The organism is Celeribacter ethanolicus, from assembly GCF_001550095.1.
Classification (GTDB): domain Bacteria; phylum Pseudomonadota; class Alphaproteobacteria; order Rhodobacterales; family Rhodobacteraceae; genus Celeribacter; species Celeribacter ethanolicus.
The window spans coordinates 45,990-63,810 of sequence record NZ_LRUC01000010.1; the positions used below are offsets into that span (position 1 = coordinate 45,990).

The 17,821-nt window shown below is 62.0% G+C and carries 19 protein-coding genes; 13 read left to right on the forward strand and 6 right to left on the reverse strand.

Features of this window, described 5'->3' with window-relative positions; translation table 11 throughout:
* Position 1 precedes the first annotated feature (1 nt).
* Positions 2-973: a lysophospholipid acyltransferase family protein gene (locus NH195_RS04620; RefSeq protein ID WP_081423796.1), complete on the reverse strand. Its 972-nt coding sequence runs from the start codon at positions 971-973 to the stop codon at positions 2-4.
* 224 nt (positions 974-1,197) lie between these two features.
* Here NH195_RS04620 and NH195_RS04625 point away from each other — a divergent pair, with 224 nt between their 5' ends.
* The 5 genes from NH195_RS04625 (at position 1,198) to grxD (ending at position 6,132) form a co-directional block, all read left to right on the forward strand.
* Positions 1,198-2,103: a LysR family transcriptional regulator gene (locus tag NH195_RS04625; protein WP_066703841.1), complete on the forward strand. Its 906-nt coding sequence runs from the start codon at positions 1,198-1,200 to the stop codon at positions 2,101-2,103.
* Between the two features lie 444 nt (positions 2,104-2,547).
* Positions 2,548-4,707, forward strand: a complete 2,160-nt coding sequence (purL, locus tag NH195_RS04630) for a phosphoribosylformylglycinamidine synthase subunit PurL (protein ID WP_066703844.1) — start codon at positions 2,548-2,550, stop codon at positions 4,705-4,707.
* A gap of 71 nt (positions 4,708-4,778) precedes the next feature.
* A complete protein-coding gene (locus tag NH195_RS04635) occupies positions 4,779-5,264 on the forward strand; it encodes a hypothetical protein (protein WP_066703846.1) in 486 nt (161 codons plus the stop codon).
* 162 nt (positions 5,265-5,426) lie between these two features.
* Positions 5,427-5,657, forward strand: coding sequence for a BolA family protein (locus NH195_RS04640; protein ID WP_066703849.1), 231 nt, complete (start codon positions 5,427-5,429; stop codon positions 5,655-5,657).
* A gap of 115 nt (positions 5,658-5,772) precedes the next feature.
* Positions 5,773-6,132 (forward strand): Grx4 family monothiol glutaredoxin, encoded by a 360-nt coding sequence (gene grxD, locus NH195_RS04645; protein WP_066703852.1) that lies wholly within the window; start codon positions 5,773-5,775, stop codon positions 6,130-6,132.
* 267 nt (positions 6,133-6,399) lie between these two features.
* Here grxD and NH195_RS04650 read toward each other — a convergent pair whose 3' ends face one another.
* Positions 6,400-6,816, reverse strand: a complete 417-nt coding sequence (locus NH195_RS04650) for a cell division protein ZapA (protein WP_066703855.1) — start codon at positions 6,814-6,816, stop codon at positions 6,400-6,402.
* A 3-nt stretch (positions 6,817-6,819) separates the two neighbouring features.
* Positions 6,820-7,368, reverse strand: coding sequence for a hypothetical protein (locus NH195_RS04655; RefSeq protein ID WP_066703858.1), 549 nt, complete (start codon positions 7,366-7,368; stop codon positions 6,820-6,822).
* 350 nt (positions 7,369-7,718) lie between these two features.
* On the opposite strand from NH195_RS04655, the gene tkt reads away from it, so the two are divergent.
* From tkt to NH195_RS21090, 7 genes are all read left to right on the forward strand, one after another.
* Positions 7,719-9,740, forward strand: a complete 2,022-nt coding sequence (gene tkt / locus NH195_RS04660; protein WP_066703861.1) for a transketolase — start codon at positions 7,719-7,721, stop codon at positions 9,738-9,740.
* Between the two features lie 161 nt (positions 9,741-9,901).
* Positions 9,902-10,087, forward strand: coding sequence for a hypothetical protein (locus NH195_RS21085; protein WP_155846075.1), 186 nt, complete (start codon positions 9,902-9,904; stop codon positions 10,085-10,087).
* A gap of 203 nt (positions 10,088-10,290) precedes the next feature.
* Positions 10,291-11,286, forward strand: a complete 996-nt coding sequence (gap, locus tag NH195_RS04665; protein WP_066703866.1) for a type I glyceraldehyde-3-phosphate dehydrogenase — start codon at positions 10,291-10,293, stop codon at positions 11,284-11,286.
* Between the two features lie 192 nt (positions 11,287-11,478).
* Positions 11,479-11,622 (forward strand): hypothetical protein, encoded by a 144-nt coding sequence (locus NH195_RS21520; protein ID WP_096805418.1) that lies wholly within the window; start codon positions 11,479-11,481, stop codon positions 11,620-11,622.
* A 119-nt stretch (positions 11,623-11,741) separates the two neighbouring features.
* Positions 11,742-12,743, forward strand: a complete 1,002-nt coding sequence (gene gap, locus NH195_RS04670; RefSeq protein ID WP_066703869.1) for a type I glyceraldehyde-3-phosphate dehydrogenase — start codon at positions 11,742-11,744, stop codon at positions 12,741-12,743.
* A gap of 248 nt (positions 12,744-12,991) precedes the next feature.
* On the forward strand, positions 12,992-13,642 hold the full coding sequence (locus NH195_RS04675) for a MarC family protein (protein ID WP_066703872.1): 651 nt from the start codon (positions 12,992-12,994) through the stop codon (positions 13,640-13,642).
* A gap of 176 nt (positions 13,643-13,818) precedes the next feature.
* A complete protein-coding gene (locus tag NH195_RS21090; RefSeq protein ID WP_155846076.1) occupies positions 13,819-13,977 on the forward strand; it encodes a hypothetical protein in 159 nt (52 codons plus the stop codon).
* Between the two features lie 80 nt (positions 13,978-14,057).
* Here NH195_RS21090 and coaD read toward each other — a convergent pair whose 3' ends face one another.
* The 3 genes from coaD to NH195_RS04690 form a co-directional block, all read right to left on the reverse strand.
* A complete protein-coding gene (coaD, locus tag NH195_RS04680; RefSeq protein ID WP_066703875.1) occupies positions 14,058-14,552 on the reverse strand; it encodes a pantetheine-phosphate adenylyltransferase in 495 nt (164 codons plus the stop codon).
* A gap of 132 nt (positions 14,553-14,684) precedes the next feature.
* On the reverse strand, positions 14,685-15,119 hold the full coding sequence (locus NH195_RS04685; RefSeq protein WP_066703878.1) for a CBS domain-containing protein: 435 nt from the start codon (positions 15,117-15,119) through the stop codon (positions 14,685-14,687).
* A gap of 90 nt (positions 15,120-15,209) precedes the next feature.
* On the reverse strand, positions 15,210-16,103 hold the full coding sequence (locus tag NH195_RS04690) for a LysR family transcriptional regulator (RefSeq protein ID WP_066704468.1): 894 nt from the start codon (positions 16,101-16,103) through the stop codon (positions 15,210-15,212).
* Positions 16,104-16,209: 106 nt separating this feature from the next.
* On the opposite strand from NH195_RS04690, the gene NH195_RS04695 reads away from it, so the two are divergent.
* Positions 16,210-17,709: a CoA-acylating methylmalonate-semialdehyde dehydrogenase gene (locus NH195_RS04695; protein WP_066703882.1), complete on the forward strand. Its 1,500-nt coding sequence runs from the start codon at positions 16,210-16,212 to the stop codon at positions 17,707-17,709.
* Positions 17,710-17,821: the final 112 nt, after the last annotated feature.

Sequence of the window (17,821 nt, forward strand, 5' to 3'; positions counted from 1 at the left end):
CTCAATACCGATCCTTAAGGCCTCTACGGTCCTGAGTGCGGAGCCGCGCGCCATGTTTCGCTTCGAATTCAAAGCCCAGCCCGGCCTGCGCCAAAGGCTTTGACGATAGTGAATAGGTCTCGGCGCGCAGAAAATCCATAAGCTTTTTGCTGTCGCCGCGGAATTCGGCCAGCCGCTCCGGACCGATCGGATCGCCGATCGCCACCCGCACCGGCGCGCCGAGGCTGCGACGGAATTCCCGGATCAAGAGCCCCATGCGCAGCGTCGCATGGACATGGCTCGCAAGTTGAAACAGCCGCGAATTGGCCCCGTCGAAACAAATCGGCACCACGGTTGCCCCGGATTTCGCCACCATTTTCGCGGTAAACGCCCGCCAGACCGGATCCAGCGGCGGCCCCAAAGGTGTCGCGGCAGTCGACACCGTGCCGCCCGGAAACACCCCGATACAGCCGCCCTCCCCAAGATAGCGCAGCGCCTCCTTGCGGGTCTCCAGATTGAGCGCCAGCGCCTCTTTCGTCTCGTCGAAGGAAATCGGCAGGATCACCTTGTCGAGATCCTCGGCCCGGCGGAACACCCGATGCGCCAGAATGCGAAAGTCGCCCCGCGTCAGCGACAGGATATGGCCCAGCATCAGCCCGTCGAGAATGCCGTAAGGATGATTGGCCACCACGACAAGCGGCCCCTCGGTCGGGATATTGTCCAACGCGCCGCGCGCCACTTCGAGCGTCAGCCCGTAGCGGGCCGCCATCACCGCCCAGAAATCGCCCCCCGCCGCCACATCCGCGTCGTATCCACGGGCGCGTTTCATCAGGCTGAGCCGCCCCGTGGCGTTCTCCATCACCCGGATCAGCACCCGCCCGGTGCGCGTCGCCGCCGCGCTGGCATATGAAATGTCACGGGCCACCTGGCGCGCATTCAAAGCCCGCGTGCTCAGCCCCTCCTGTGGCCCCGAATGTGGTTCCCCGATCTGCATGCGCCCCTCCCGAACGAATTCCATTAAGCCCGGCACTTTGCCCGCGATCAACCATCTCTGCCCGAAATCTTTGCAATTGCTTCATATCCTTGCGTCAATTTGTGTTCGCGCAAGGCATTCCCCTTGCGATCTGTGCGAAAACAAAGAATGAAGCGGCCAAAATTCCTTTTCGGGCTAGGTTTCGTGTAAACTGTCCGAAAGAGGAGGAGGAGCAGGTGACGGGTATGGATTGGGACAAGCTGAGAATTTTTCACGCGGTGGCGGATGCCGGATCGCTCACCCATGCGGGGGATGCGCTGCATCTGAGCCAGTCCGCCGTCTCGCGACAGATCCGGGCGCTCGAGGAATCGCTCTCCACGACACTGTTCCACCGCCATGCCCGCGGGCTGATTCTCACCGAGCAGGGTGAATTGCTCTTCGAGGCGACCCGCGCCATGGCGAAACGGCTCGACGCCGCCGCCGCACGCATTCGAGACAGCGAAGAAGAGGTCTACGGCGAATTGCGCGTCACCTCCGCCACCGGCTTCGGCACGCTCTGGCTCGCGCCGCGCCTTTCCAAGCTTTATGAGAAATACCCTGAGCTCAACATCGACCTGATGCTTGAGGAGCGTGTGCTCGATCTGCCGATGCGCGAGGCCGATGTGGCGATCCGGATGAAAGAGCCATCGCAGGCCGATCTGATCCGCAAGCGTCTGATGAACATCCGCATGCGCCTGTTCGCGACGCCGGAATATCTGGCCGAGCATGGCATGCCCGAAACCATGGACGATCTGACGAAGCACCGGCTGATCTGTCAGAACCCGAACGCCCATCAGGTCGCCGCAGGCGCCCGTCTGGTCGAGGAACTGAACGATCACAACATCCGCTCGAAGCTTTTCGTGAACAACTATTTCGGCGTGTTGCAGGGGGTTCTGAACCATCTCGGCGTCGGCGTTCTGCCCGATTACCTCGTGGAGACCTCGCCGCATCTCGTCCGGGTCCTGCCCGAAGTGGAAAGCGGCGAAGTACCGGTGTTTCTCGCCTATCCCGAAGAGCTGCGCCACTCGAAACGCATCGAGGTGTTCCGCGATTTCATCATCGAGGAAATCAACGCCCACCGCCGCGTCATGCGCAAGGACGAATTGCTCTGATCGCCCCATCGCACGCGTCTCGCAAACAGTCTCGCATGCGGGAATGCAGGACGACAGGTCCGCGATGGACATAAGGATATGCAATTTCTGCATGGCGGCATTGCAATGCATGCGCAGAAAATCCCTTGAACGATTCACAAACCGCCCTTAAATGCAGCAATGAAGCCGCTGATTGAGGCAACTCTTTGCGGTTTTACCTCCCTGTTGGACTTAGGCCGAGCTTTGCTCGGCCTTTTTTTTGCTTTTATCCCGGTTTTGTGTCGCAAGACGGGCTCACCCCGGACAATCCCGGCCAAATCCGACGAAACATCGGGAATCCATGCGCTTTGGCCGTACTCCGCATTGCTTTAGCCCCTTTCCCAAAACCGCCAAACGTCCTAAGAGGGCGCGGTATGACGCTGCCGCCCACGGGGGACAAGCCCGGGGACATTCGAGGGGACACTCATGACCGAACCCGCCATCACCGAAGAGATCATCGCCGCCCACGGTCTCAAGCCGGAAGAATACGCTGAGATCCTGCGCATTCTGAACCGCGAGCCGAGCTTTACCGAGCTGGGCATTTTCTCGGCCATGTGGAACGAGCACTGCTCCTATAAATCCTCGAAACTCCACCTGCGCAAACTGCCCACCACTGGCCCGCAGGTCATCTGTGGCCCCGGCGAGAACGCGGGCGTTGTGGACATTGGCGACGGTCAGGCCGTGGTCTTCAAGATGGAAAGCCACAACCACCCCTCTTATATCGAACCCTACCAAGGTGCCGCGACCGGTGTCGGCGGCATCCTGCGTGACGTGTTCACCATGGGCGCGCGCCCGATTGCGGCGATGAACGCGCTGTCCTTCGGCGTCAAGGATCACCCGAAGACCAAACAGCTCGTCCACGGCGTGGTCGAAGGTGTCGGCGGTTACGGCAACTGTTTCGGCGTTCCGACCGTGGGCGGCGAAGTGCGCTTCCATGCCGCCTATAACGGCAACTGCCTTGTGAACGCTTTCGCAGCGGGCCTCGCAGACGCCGACAAGATCTTCTATTCGGCCGCCTCCGGCGTCGGCATGCCCGTCGTCTACCTTGGCGCGAAAACCGGTCGTGACGGCGTCGGCGGCGCGACCATGGCGTCGGCCGAATTCGACGACAGCATCGAAGAGAAACGCCCCACCGTTCAGGTCGGCGACCCGTTTACTGAGAAATGCCTGATGGAAGCCACGCTGGAGCTGATGCAGACCGGCGCCGTGATCTCCATTCAGGACATGGGGGCCGCCGGTCTCACCTGTTCCGCCGTGGAAATGGGCGACAAGGGCGGCCTGGGTGTGCGTCTGGACCTTGAAAACGTGCCGCAGCGCGAACCCAACATGACCGCCTATGAGATGATGCTCTCCGAATCTCAGGAACGCATGCTCATGGTGCTGAAGCCCGAGAAAGAGGCCGAAGCCCGCGCCGTCTTCGAGAAATGGGACCTCGATTTCGCCATCGTCGGCGAGACCATCGAAGAAGACCGCTTCCTGATCATGCACAACGGCAAATGCATGGCCGATCTGCCGCTCTCCACACTCGCCTCCTCCGCGCCGGAATACGACCGCCCGTGGGTGCCGACGCCCGAGGCCGAACAGGTCGCTGAGGTGCCCCAGATCGACGGCATCGACGGGCTCAAAGGCCTGATCTCCTCGCCGAACTACGCCTCCAAAGCCTGGGTCTATGAACAATACGACACGCAAGTGATGGCCGACTCGGTGCGGACTCCCGGCCTCGGCGCCGGCGTGATCCGCGTCCATGGCACGCCGAAAATGCTCGCCTTCACCTCTGACGTGACGCCGCGCTACGTGCGCGCCAACCCGGTCGAGGGCGGCAAGCAAGCCGTGGCCGAAGCCTATCGCAACCTCTCCGCCGTCGGCGCCCTGCCCTTGGCGACCACCGACAACCTGAACTTCGGCAACCCTGAAAAGCCCGAAATCATGGGCCAGTTCGTCGGCGCGCTCGACGGCATCGGCCAAGCGGTGTCCTTCCTCGATATGCCGATCGTCTCCGGCAACGTCTCGCTCTACAACGAGAGCTACGGCGAAGGCATCCTGCCCACCCCGACCATCGGCGCCGTGGGGCTTATCGCCTCCGAAGACGATCTGATCGCCGGTCTGGCGAACGAAGGCGATGTCGCCCTGCTGATCGGCGAGACCAAGGGCCTCCTCGGTCAATCCGCCCTCCTCTACGAAGTGTTCAATCGCGAAGACGGCGACGCGCCGCATGTCGATCTCGCCGCCGAGAAGCGCAACGGTGAGTTCATCCGCGCCAATGGCAAACTGATCGGCGCCGTGACCGACCTCTCCGACGGCGGGCTTGCGCTTGCGGCCTTCGAGATGGCCGAAGCCGCCGGTGTCGGCGTCACGCTCGACGCAGAGGACACACCCACGCTGTTCGGCGAAGATCAGGCCCGCTATCTCATCGCCTGCTCCTTCGACCAGGCCGAGGCCCTGATGGCCGCCGCCGCTCAGGCCGGTGTGCCGATCGCGACCGTCGGCAAATTCACCGGCGACGCGGTCAAATTCGGCGCTTCCGAGGCCCCGCTCGCCGAACTCTCCGCCATCTATCGCGGCACCTTTACCGAGATTTTCGGCTGAGTTTCCTTTGCTGGACAAATCCTCAAAGAAAGGCCCGCCCCCTCGCGGGCCTTTTGCTTTATGAGAGACACATGACTGACACGCCCGACCTCACCTCCGATTGTTCCCGCTGCGCCGCGCTCTGTTGCGTGGGACTGACACTCGACAAGGGCGATCTGTTTTCCTTCGACAAACCGGCAGGCACCCCCTGCCCCAATCTCTCCAGCCATCTCTGCTCCTGTCACGACCAGCTCGAAACCATCGGCAACCGCGGCTGTGTGCTCTACGATTGCGCGGGCGCGGGCCAGCGCGTCACGCAGATGCGCTTCAACGGCGAAAGCTGGCGCGACGACCCGACGCTGCTGCCCGCCATGCTCCGGGATTTCGACCGGCTCAAACCACTGCACGAGCGGATGAAGCAACTGGTCGAGGCCGCGGCCCTCGACCTGCCCGACGATCTGGCGGCCGAACGCCTGCGGCTCCTACGCAAATGCGCCCGTCTCTGGGCCGACACCGAGACATTGGCCGCCGATTTCGACGCCTTTCTCGACGCACTTGCCCAAAGATCCGGCGCGTAAGCCTGCCCGACAAAAGTCCGACAGAAGTCCGACGCAAATCCGACAGGAAAAACCGCTCTGCAAAGCCACACAAAGCCCCTCTCCGGTTTGAGCGCTTGCAGCGCCCCGGTGCAGAGCTTACATTCCACTCCGACCCAATCACGACGCTAAGGAGCGCCCTTCATGGCCATCACCGCCTCTGACATCGAACACCTGATCCGCGCAGGTCTGCCCGACGCCCAGATCATCGTTCAGGGCGACGACGGCCAGCATTTCGCCGCCGAGGTGATCGACCCGTCTTTCAAGGGCATGAACCGCGTCCAGCAACAACGCGCGGTGAACGCGACCCTCAAAGCCCAGCTCGAAAGCGGCGAGCTGCACGCCCTGGCGCTCACCACCCGCGCGCCGGAATAAGTGGAACTTCTGGCCGGGGCACTGGAGACGCTCTATATAGTGTTCAACCGCCTGCCCCGGCTTTTCAAATACGGCCTTCGCGGACTCCGTGAAGACCACCCAAAGGACATTGATCATGACTGCGCAAGACACCATCCAGAAAACCGTCGATGAGAACGATGTCGTTCTCTACATGAAGGGCACGAAACTCATGCCGCGCTGCGGTTTTTCGTCGAAAGTGGCGGGCATCCTGAACTTCATGGGTGTCGATTATCTCGACGTCGACGTGCTCTCCGACGAGGAAGTGCGTCAGGGAATCAAGGAGTTCTCCGACTGGCCGACGATCCCGCAGCTTTACGTCAAAGGCGAATTCGTCGGCGGCTGCGACATCGTGATCGAGATGACGCTCTCGGGCGAGCTTGACCAGATGCTCGCGGACAAGGGCGTCGCGTTCGACACCGAGAAAGCCGACCAGATCCGCGCCGCGAACGCCTGATCTCCGGTCTTTGAAAATGACGAAAGGCGCGGGCTGACCGCGCCTTTTTTGCTGTCTACTCAGAGTTTTATTTGATCGAAAACCAACAATCCCCGGCAATCAGACGGGCCTCATCTCCGTTCTGGAAGATCAGCCGTGTCTGCCCGTCCGGACCTTCGAAAGAGCGTCATCCCTGCGCGTCGCCGACATCAGGTGTAAAAAGCGAATTCCCGTCCGGCGCCACGTCTGCCATGACGACAGACAGCCCAAGCGCGACGGACCGAAGCATCACGCCTCATCCAGCGTATCGGTGACGCCCAGACGTTCCTCGAAGGCCGCCGCCATCGCCTCCGCCCGCGCCGCCATCTCTGCCAGCGTGTCGGTGACATCGGCGGGCACCACCGGCACCTCGATCTTCTGCGGTTCCGGGGCGGGGCGCGCCCGCATCTCCTCGATCAGCGCCTCCTGTGCGCCAAGCTTGCTCTCCAGCGCGCGCATCTGCTCTTCCATCCCGGCCGTCTTGTCCGCAAGCATAAGCCCCGCCATCAACAGCATGCGTTCGGAGGGCAAACGCCCGATCTGGCTCGACAAGACCGAGGCCTCGTTGTCCAGAAGCTCGGCGGCGGATTTCAGGAAATGTTCCTCACCCACCTGACAGGCCACATCGAATTCGCGTCCACCGATGGAGATTTTCACTTCGGGCATCGTTTACACCTCCTCGCTCGGCTGCGCACCGGTCGCTCGCGCCATCACCGCGCGCAGCTCCGTCAGGATCGCATCGAGCTCTGTCACATCCACCTCACGCGCCACCTTGAGCGCCTCGAGTTCCGCGCGCATGCCTTCGTCGATCAGACCCGCGTCGCCCAGCCCTTCGGCATTGGCGGCCCGCAGCGCCGCGTTGTTCTCACGCAGTTGCGCATTCACATGGCGCAACTTCTGCATTTCCCGGTCGTGATCCATCAACTGACGCCGCAGCGTCTCGACCTCGTCTTCGAGCGCCGCAACATGGCTCTCCTGACGGTCGTGAATGGCCTTCACCCGCTCCTCGAGCTGGGCATTCGCGCTCTGTTCTTCGGCCAGCGCATCGTTCAGACGGGCGACCTCGGCCTCAAGCACCTCGCTCGCGACTCCTCCGCCGACCAGGGCGTCGGCCTGGAACTGTGCCGCCTCGGCGCGCTCTTCGGCCACCGCCACCGCACGCCCGATCCGCTCAAGCGCCGCTGTGATCCGGGCCTCGAAATCGGAAATCTCGCTCATTGCCACCTACTCACATTCTGCTTTGTCACCACGAGCCTGCTCTGCCCCCCCTGCCCTAACCTCCATGAAAGCCGAAACTTCCTTTGTCCTCAAGGGCGAAGCGCGCGGGCCTCATGTTCTGTCCTTTGATTCGCGAGACTATCTCATAGGGCCGGATTTACCAACATGCCTCCTGATCCGGGGCCGGAAAGCGCCCACCATCCCCCGAATGCGCGCGCACAATAGCGTCGCAGGCGTGCCTCGCCGCTTGCACTTTGCCGTCACATCGTTATCAGGAGGCCCGAAAGGCCGGAATTTCCGTGGATTCCACGGGGTCCGGCCCAGTTTGGGAGCCTAAAGGAGATCCGCCCGTGGATATCGCAACCCTGCGCGAGGCGCACCCCGATCACTGGATGCGTGCCGCCGCCATCCGCACCCTGACGCTCGATGCCGTCGCCGGTGCCAACTCCGGTCACTCCGGCATGCCGATGGGCATGGCCGATGTGGCCACCGTGCTGTTCGGCAAGCATCTGAAATTCGATGCCTCCGCACCGCTCTGGCCGGATCGCGACCGCTTCATCCTGTCGGCGGGCCACGGCTCCATGCTGATCTACTCCCTGCTCTACCTCACCGGCTACAAGGAAATGCCGCTGGAAGAGATCAAGAACTTCCGCCAGATGGGCGCGAAGACCGCCGGTCACCCGGAGAACTTCCTGCTGGACGGTGTCGAGACCACCACCGGCCCGCTCGGTCAGGGCATTTCCAACGCCGTCGGTTTCGCCATGGCCGAAGAAAGCCTGCGGGCGCGCTTCGGCTCCAAGCTGCAAAACCACTTCACCTATGTGATGGCCGGTGACGGCTGTCTCATGGAAGGGGTCAGCCAGGAAGCCATCGCGCTCGCCGGACGTCAGAAGCTCTCCAAGCTCATCGTCTTCTGGGACAACAACAACATCACCATCGACGGCACCGTGGACATCGCCGACCGCACCGATCAGGTGGCGCGCTTCAAGGCCGCGGGCTGGCATGTGCAGGCGATCGACGGTCATGATCCGGACCAGATCGACGCCGCCATCGAGGCCGCGAAGAAATCCAAGAAACCGTCGATGATCGCCTGCAAGACTCATATCGCTCTGGGTCACGCCGCGCAGGACACGTCCAAAGGCCACGGCGCGCTCACCAACGCCGACCAGCTCGCCGCCGCGAAAGCCGCTTATGGCGTCAACTGGGGCGCTTACGAGGTTGCCCCCGAAGTGAAAGCCCAGTGGGAAGAAATCGGTTCCAAAGGCCGCCACGAGCGCGTCGCATGGGAAGCCCGTTTCGAGGAGCAGTCCGAGCGCCGTCAGGCCGAGTTCAACCGCGTCTTCGCGGGGGATGCGCCGAAGAAGCTCTCCGCCACGATCAAGGCGTTCAAGAAGCAGGTCTCCGAAACCGCGCCGAGCCTCGCCACCCGCGCCTCCTCGCAAAAGGTGCTCGAAGTGATCAACCCGATCATGCCCGAGACCATCGGCGGCTCCGCCGACCTCACCGGCTCGAACAACACGCTCACCGCTGACATGGGCGTGTTTGACGAGACCAACCGCAAGGGGCGTTACGTCTATTACGGCATCCGCGAACACGGCATGGCCGCCGCGATGAACGGCATGGCGCTGCACGGTGGCATTCGCCCCTATGGCGGCACCTTCTTCTGCTTCACCGATTACGCGCGCCCGGCGATGCGTCTGTCGGCCCTGATGCGCATTCCGGTGACCTATGTCATGACCCATGACTCCATCGGTCTGGGCGAAGACGGGCCGACGCACCAGCCGGTCGAACATCTCGCGATCTGCCGCGCGACGCCGAACACGCTGACGATCCGTCCCTGTGACACGGTCGAAACCGCCGAAGCCTGGGAAATCGCACTCACCGCGCAGAAGACCCCCTCCGTCCTCGTCCTGACCCGTCAGAACGTCCCGACGCTGCGGACCGAACACAAAACCGCCAACCTCGTCTCGAAAGGCGCCTATGTGCTGGCCGAGGCCGAAGGCAAGCGCGACGCGATCCTGATTGCCACCGGCTCCGAAGTGGCCATCGCCATGGAAGCCCGCAAGATCCTGCAGGAGAACGGCATCGGCACCCGTGTCGTGTCCATGCCCTGCATGGAGCTCTTCGCCGAGCAGGACGAAGCCTATCGCCGCAAGGTGCTTCCGGCCGGTCCGGTGCGCGTCGGCGTCGAAGCCGCGATGCGCGCGGGCGGCTGGGACCGCTGGCTCCTGGGCGAGCGTGGCCGCGAAGCGAAACAGGCTTTCGTCGGCATGGACCGCTTCGGCGCTTCTGCCCCGGCCGAAGAACTCTACGAGAAATTCGGCATCACCGCCGAGAACATCGTGGCTCAGGTCAAGGCTCTGCTGGGCTGAGTGCCACGCCCCTGATGCGATACAAACGCCCGCGCCCCTTGCGCGGGCGTTTGTTTTATGTCCTGCCCCCACGTTACTCTTGCCAGACAGCGCCCCCTGCCGTGAAATCTGCGCCGTGCTGCCCTCGACGGACAGCCAAACCAACAGGGAAGGAGACCAAGATGACTTCAGAGACCACCAGAATGCGCACTCGGCTGGCCCCGACCGTGGCCCTGCTTTTGAGCATGGGCGTGCTTGCTGCCTGCGAGACCACCCCGCAGGAATATCCGGTCACTCACGAAACCTGCGCGCCCGGCGATCCGGTGCAAACGCTCGATTCGAACGATTGCAAACTGCCCGGCATGTAACCTGAAATGCGACGGGCTTTCGGTCGGGGGCCCCCCGGGCCCCCGAAGTGCTGTCGCGATGTTTCACCCTGTTATCGCTAAACCGTCTCTTTTAACGATGTTTGCGCGAACATGTTGGCGTTAAATGCTTTTCCAAAACGGCACACCGCCGTATACCGACCTGCGACTCCCCTCCTCAACAGAACATCAGCCGGAGACGCAATATGACCATCAAACTCGGGATCAACGGATTTGGCCGCATCGGGCGCTGCACGCTGGCGCATATCGCAGAGGCCGGGCTGAACGAGATCGAGGTGGTCAAGATCAACGCCACCGGCCCGATCGAAACCAACGCGCACCTGCTGAAATACGACAGCATCCATGGCCGGTTCGGCGGCACGGTGTCGGTCGAAGGCAACACCATGGACCTCGGCAACGGCCCGATTCAGGTGATGTCGACCTACAACCCGGAAGAACTCGACTGGGAAGGTGTGGACGTGGTGCTCGAATGCACCGGCAAGTTCAACGACGGCCACAAGGCCAACACCCACCTCGAGCGCGGTGCGCGCAAGGTGCTGATCTCGGCCCCGGCGAAAAACGTCGACCGTACCGTGGTGTTCGGCGTGAACCACCGCGACCTGCGCGAAAACGAGCGGATGATCTCGAACGGCTCCTGCACCACGAACTGCCTTGCCCCGCTTGCCAAAGTGCTCAATGACGCCATCGGCATCGAGAGCGGCATCATGACCACGATCCACAGCTACACCGGCGACCAGCCGACGCTGGACCGTCGTCACAAGGATCTGTACCGCGCCCGCGCCGCCGCCATGGCGATGATCCCGACCTCCACCGGTGCCGCCAAGGCGATCTCCGAAGTGCTGCCAGAACTGGCGGGCAAGCTCGACGGCTCCGCGATCCGCGTGCCCACGCCGAACGTCTCCGCCGTCGACCTGACCTTCCAGGCCTCCAAGGATGTGACCGTCGCCGACGTCAACGAGATCGTGCGCGAAGCCGCCGACGGCCATATGCGCGCCGTTCTGGGGTATGATCCGGAACCGAAAGTGTCGATCGACTTCAACCACACGGTGCAGTCCTCGATCTTTGCCCCCGATCAGACCAAGGTGATCGGCCGCACCGTGCGCGTTCTCGCCTGGTACGACAACGAATGGGGCTTCTCGGCACGCATGGCCGATGTGGCCACTGCCATGGGCCGGCTCTGAAGCCTTTCGAGGCCAGACCAGACGCCCTTCGGGGCGGGGGAAGAGGAGCCCCCGTCCTGTCACTTTTTTCGGCAGAGACATGAGCCCCGTAAGCTATCTTACGGGCTCAATTTTGTTTTTTTTGATAACCCCCCTTTTTTTCTTCACACCCCTGTCGCATTGTGCCCCCAAGACAGACGTTAGCGCGAGAATATGACCAATCAGATTGCCCTGGGCCTCGCCATCGTGATTTTGATCGCGCTCGGCCTCGATTTCGGGCTGACCGGGGGCGCAGGATCCTTGTTTCTGGCCCGGGAATGGCTCCGGCTGATTCATTGGATCGCATTCTGGCGCTGATCGCTGTCATGGGGCCGGTGAGGTCACATTATACATATTTGCGCAAGGGGCGGGTCTCCTTGCGGATCACTTGAGATGGGACTGGGTCCCATCAGCCAAAGCGTCAAGGAGGTGCTGTTATGGCCGTGAAAGTCGCAATTAACGGATTTGGTCGGATCGGGCGCAATGTGCTGCGCGCCATTGTCGAATCGGGTCGGACCGATATCGAGGTGGTGGCGATCAACGATCTGGGGCCGGTGGAAACCAACGCGCACCTGCTGCAATTCGACTCGGTGCATGGCCGGTTCCCGTCCGAGGTGAAATTCACCGAAGACACGATCGACGCCGGTCGCGGCCCGATCAAGGTGACCGCCATCCGCAATCCGGAAGAGCTGCCCTGGGGCGATGTCGACATCGCGCTGGAATGCACCGGCATTTTCACTGCCAAGGAAAAGGCCGCCCTGCATCTTAAGAACGGCTCCAAGCGCGTTCTGGTCTCCGCCCCCGCCGCAGGTGCCGACAAGACCGTAGTCTTCGGTGTGAACGACGACGTGCTGACCGCCGATGACATCATCGTCTCGAACGCCTCCTGCACCACCAACTGCCTCTCGCCGGTCGCCAAGGTGCTCAATGACGAGATCGGTATCGTGAAAGGCTTCATGACCACGATCCACTCCTACACCGGCGACCAGCCGACGCTCGACACGATGCACAAGGACCTGTATCGCGCCCGCGCCGCCGCGCTTTCGATGATCCCGACCTCGACCGGGGCCGCCAAGGCCGTGGGGCTCGTGCTCCCGGAACTGGCCGGCAAGCTCGACGGTGTCGCGATCCGCGTGCCGACCCCGAACGTCTCGGTCGTCGACCTGACCTTCGAGGCAGCCCGCGAAACCACCGTGGAAGAAATCAACGAGAAAATCCGCGCCGCCGCAAACGGTCCGCTCAAAGGCATTCTCGGCTACACCGACCGCAAGCTCGTGTCTTCGGATTTCAACCACGATCCGCACAGCTCGATCTTCCACACCGATCAGACCAAAGTCATGGAAGGCACCATGTGCCGTATCCTGACCTGGTACGACAACGAATGGGGGTTCTCGAACCGTATGGGCGACACCGCCGTCGCGATGGCGAAATTCCTCTGAAGCGATCCGGCGGGGTGAAAGCCCCGCCGCACGCAAGAGCCTCGCGCATGAAACGCCATCAAAGCGTTTCGCAAAACCTGAATGAGGCATCGCGAAAAACGTTTATCCCGCGCGAACGGGGGATGAACGCCCCGGAGCCCCCTCCGGGGCGTTTTTCTGTACCCCCACACCTTAAGAGGCTTGTTCCCGGCAAAGCGCATGTTATCTGATCCCGAAGCCTCTCCTCCCAGCGTGCAGTCACAGGTTCCATGCCCAGCCTCTCGACCATCCTCAGCGAATTCATCACCCTCTGGGTCGTCATCGACCCGATCGGCACCCTGCCCGTCTTCATCGCGGGCACAGCGGGCCTGTCGCCGCATCTCGCACGCATGGCCGCCGCCCGTGCCGTGATCATCGCGTTTTTCATCCTGCTGGCCTTCATCCTTCTGGGACAGGTGGTGCTTGAGGCTTTGGGCCTCGGCCTCCCGTCCTTTCAGATCGCTGGCGGGCTGGTGCTGTTCCTCTTTGCGCTGACGATGATCTTCGGCGACGGCAAACCCTCGCATGAAGCCGCGCAGGTCGAGAAGCCGCAAAGGGATCAACAGACCCAGGCCCGGCGTGTGGCGGTGTTCCCCCTGGCCATGCCCTCCATCGCCTCCCCCGGCGCGATGCTGGCGGTGGTGATGCTGACCGATAACGACCGGTTTTCCATGGCGCATCAGGCGATGACCGCCTCGATCATGGTGGTCGTTCTGCTGATCACCCTTCTGATCCTGATCGCCGCCCAGCCCATCCTGCGTGTCATCGGGGAAACCGGCGCGGCCATCGTCTCGCGCGTCATGGGCATGGTTCTCGCTGCCGTCGCCGTCGACGCCGTGCTCAAGGGGTTTGTCGCAATCGGGATCATTCCGGCATTCTGAACCGGCCTTCGGCCTCCGCCGCCGACTTCAAGACATATTGCAAAATAGAAATGCGTTTCGCGCAGAACCCATGCACAAGCCGCATATCGAGCTTGGCGAACCGGCATTGGTGTTAGCGCTAAAACGGGTGCATATCAGGGCTATCGAAACGCTTACGCCCTGAAAGGACCGGCATCATGAAAACGCTTGCTTCCCTCGCCACCGCCGCCCGCAAACGGGTCGCCTATCGCCGCACTCTGGCCGAGCTTGACGGTCTCTCCGACAAGGTCAAGGCCGATCTGGACATCGACGCCGCCCGCGCCCGCCAACTGGCGCATGACGCGATCTACGGCTGACGCTTCCCCGCGCCCGCGTATGAGAAGGCCCCCGCGAAGGGGCTTTTTTCATGTCTGGCTCTGTTCAGCGAGACGCGGGCTCAGCGACCAAACTTGGCCAGTAGCCGCGCTTCCACTTCGGGCGACACGAATTTGGAGATCTCGCCATCGAGACGGGCGATTTCCTTGACGAGTTTCGACGCGATCGCCTGATGCCGCGCATCGGCCATCAGGAACACGGTCTCGATCTTGTTGTCGAGCGCGCGGTTCATGCCGACCATCTGATATTCATATTCGAAATCCGCCACGGCGCGCAGCCCGCGAATGATGATCGAGGCGTTCACATCTCGGGCGCATTGGATCAGGAGGTTCTCGAACGGGTGCACCACGATCTCGCATCCGGTGTCAGCTGAAAACCCCGCCGTGTAGTCCTGAAGCATCTCGACACGCTCGTCGAGAGTAAACAAGGGCCCCTTGTCGCGGTTGATGGCCACACCGATGACGAGCCGGTCGACAAGCGCACAGGCTCGTCGGATGATGTCGCCATGTCCATGGGTCACCGGGTCGAAAGTGCCGGGATACAAGCCGATACGCATGGGGTCTTCCTCCTCTTCCTCTGGCGCACGCAACAATATTGCAGGTGCGAAATCAAGAGGATTGGGGCGCGAACGCCCCGTCACCCATGATAATTTCCTTGTCGCCCGGCATTTCTCCCGGCACGGATCGGCTCAATGCCCCATGATCATGCCTTCGAGCGCGGTGTTCTCCATGGCGAGCTGATCGAGCCGCGCCTGGACCACATCGCCAATCGACACAAGGCCGATCATCTCCTCGCCATCCATCACCGGCATGTGACGGAACCGTCCCGCGCTCATCCGCTCCAGCACAGCAAGCGCGGTATCGTCCGCGCGGCAGCTCACCAGCTTGCGCGTCATGAAATCCGCCACCTTGTGGGTCAGCACCTCGGCTCCGGTCCGACCCAGTTCGCGCACGATGTCACGCTCCGACAGGATGCCTTCGGGGCGTTTCGGGTCGGAGGCGACGATCACCGCCCCGATCCGGCGGGACGACAAAAGCTCCGTCGCCTCCCCCACCGTCATGTCCGGCCGAATGGTCACGGTTTCCGCAATCGCCTTGGCTTTCAAAATTTGTCCAACGAGCATGGTTCCTCCCTTTTTATCAATTGGCTGCCGCAGGTGCAGCCCTCTCCCTTGTCTCCCTTCCCTCAGCCTCTCCCGGGGTGCGACAATCTGTCAAGCCTCGGCTTCGAGTTTCTCGACCACCTCCCGCATCTGCCGGGTGAAAATCTCGCAGAACCGCGACAGCCGTTCGACCTTGCGGTCGTCGGCATGTCGCACCAGCCAGAAGGCACGTTTGAGCCGCACAAGCTCCGGCAGGACTCTGCGCATACGTGGAACATAGGGCAGACAGAAATCGTGCACGATGCCGAGACCCAGCTCGGCACGGATCATGTTGAGCTGCACGGAAACCGAATTCGACGTGTAATCCACCCGATTCACGCCGATTTCCTCAAGATAGTCGAGTTCCTTGTCGAAAATCAGATCGGGCACATAGCCAACCATCTTGTGCGCCCCGAGGTCCCCGAGAGCACCGATTGCCGGATGTCGACGCAGGTAGGGGCGCATGCCCGCGAGCGACAGATGGTAATCGGTGATCTTCTGCACCAACAGCCGCCCCGACGTCGGCGCGGACACGCTCACCACAAGATCCACCTCGCGCTTCGACAGGTTGAAAAGCCGGGGCTGGGCGATGACCTGCATTTCCAGATCCGGGTGTTCCCGAGCGATTCGCGCAATCACGCGGGGCAGAACATAGTTGGCGCAGCCATCCGGCGCACCGATGCGGATCACGCCCTTGAGACCCGCCTCGCCCTCTTCCGAAAGAGTTTCGGCACCGAGTGTCACGGCCTGTTCCGCCGCCTCCGCATGAGCCAGCAGCCGCCCGCCGTCACGGGTCAGTTCATAGCCCTGCGGCGATTTCGCAAAAAGCGTGACGCCAAGCCCCTCTTCCAGCCGGGAAATCCGTCGCCCCACCGTCGCCGGGTCGATCTTCAATTGCCGTCCCGCCCCCGAGAGGCTTTCGGTCCGCGCCACAGCCAGAAACACCCGCAGATCATCCCAGTTCATCTTGGCTCCCTTCATTTTGCAAAAACGCAAAATATTTTTGAAATCTTCGCCCTTTTGAACCCATTTCCGCAAGACTAACTTTAAGACAAGTCAGATGGAGGACCCCATGCAAGAGCTCAAACATTACATCAACGGTGCATACGTCGCTGGCACCTCCGGCCGTTTCTCAGAAGTGCGCAACCCGGCCACTGGTGAAGCCATCGCCAAGGTGCCGCTCGCAACGCCCGCCGAGCTGGACGATGCCGTCGCGAAAGCCGCAGTGGCGCAGGTCGAATGGGCCAGGGTCAACCCGCAGCGCCGTGCGCGCGTAATGATGAAATTCGGTCGCCTGATCGAGGACAACATGGACGCGCTGGCCGAATGCCTGTCCCGCGAGCATGGCAAGACGTTGCCGGACGCGAAGGGCGACATTCAGCGTGGGCTTGAAGTGATCGAGGTCTGCATGGGCGCGCCTGCGATGCTCAAGGGCGAATTCACCGGCGACGCTGGCCCTGGCATCGACCTTTACGCCATCCGCCAGCCGCTTGGCGTCGTTGCGGGCATCACGCCATTCAACTTCCCGGCGATGATCCCGCTGTGGAAAATGGGCCCGGCGCTGGTCTCCGGCAACGCCATGATCCTGAAACCCTCCGAACGCACGCCGATGACCTCTCTGATGCTCGCCGAGCTGGCCACCGAAGCCGGTGTGCCCGCGGGCGTGTTGCAGGTCGTCCATGGTGACAAGGAAACGGTCGACGCGATCCTCGACAATGAGGTGATTCAGGCCGTGGGTTTTGTCGGCTCCACCCCGATCGCGCAATATATCTACGGCCGTGCGGCCACCAACGGCAAGCGCGCGCAGTGTTTCGGTGGTGCGAAAAACCACATGATTATCATGCCGGACGCCGATCTCGACAAGGCCGCCGACGCGCTGGTCGGCGCGGGTTTCGGCGCCGCTGGCGAACGCTGCATGGCCGTCTCCGTGGCGGTACCGGTCGGCAAGGAAACCGCCGACAAGCTGATCGAGAAACTCGTTCCCAAGATCGAGAAACTCAAGGTCGCGCCCTATACCGCCGGTGACGACACCGATTACGGCCCCGTCATCACCGCGCAGGCGAAAGCGCGCATCGAAAGCCTGATCACCTCCGGCGTGGACCAGGGTGCGACGCTTGTGACCGATGGGCGTGGCATGAGCATTCAGGGCTATGAGAACGGCTATTTCGTCGGCCCGACCCTGTTCGATGACGTCACCCCGGAGATGGACATCTACAAGGAAGAGATCTTTGGCCCGGTCCTGAGCCAAGTCCGCATGGAGACCTATGAAGAGGCGCTTCAGCTCATCATCGACAACGATTACGGCAACGGCACGGCGATCTACACCGCCGATGGTGACACCGCGCGCGACTTCGTGGCGCGTGTGAATGTCGGCATGGTCGGCGTCAACTTCCCGATCCCGGTGCCGCTGTCCTATTATTCCTTCGGCGGCTGGAAAAAATCGGCCTTCGGCGATCTCGACCAATACGGGCCGGACGCGTTCAAGTTCTACACCAAGACCAAAAAGGTCACCTCACGCTGGTTCTCCGGTATCAAGGATGGTGTGGCGCTGAACTTCAAGGCGATGGACTGATCCAAACCTTCATAAATCGAACATTCAGGCGGGCTTTCACATGAAAGCTCGCCTTTTCTTGTCTTATTTCAATATTCGCTCGTCTCTCACGGTCCTGCAGCACATCCGTCAA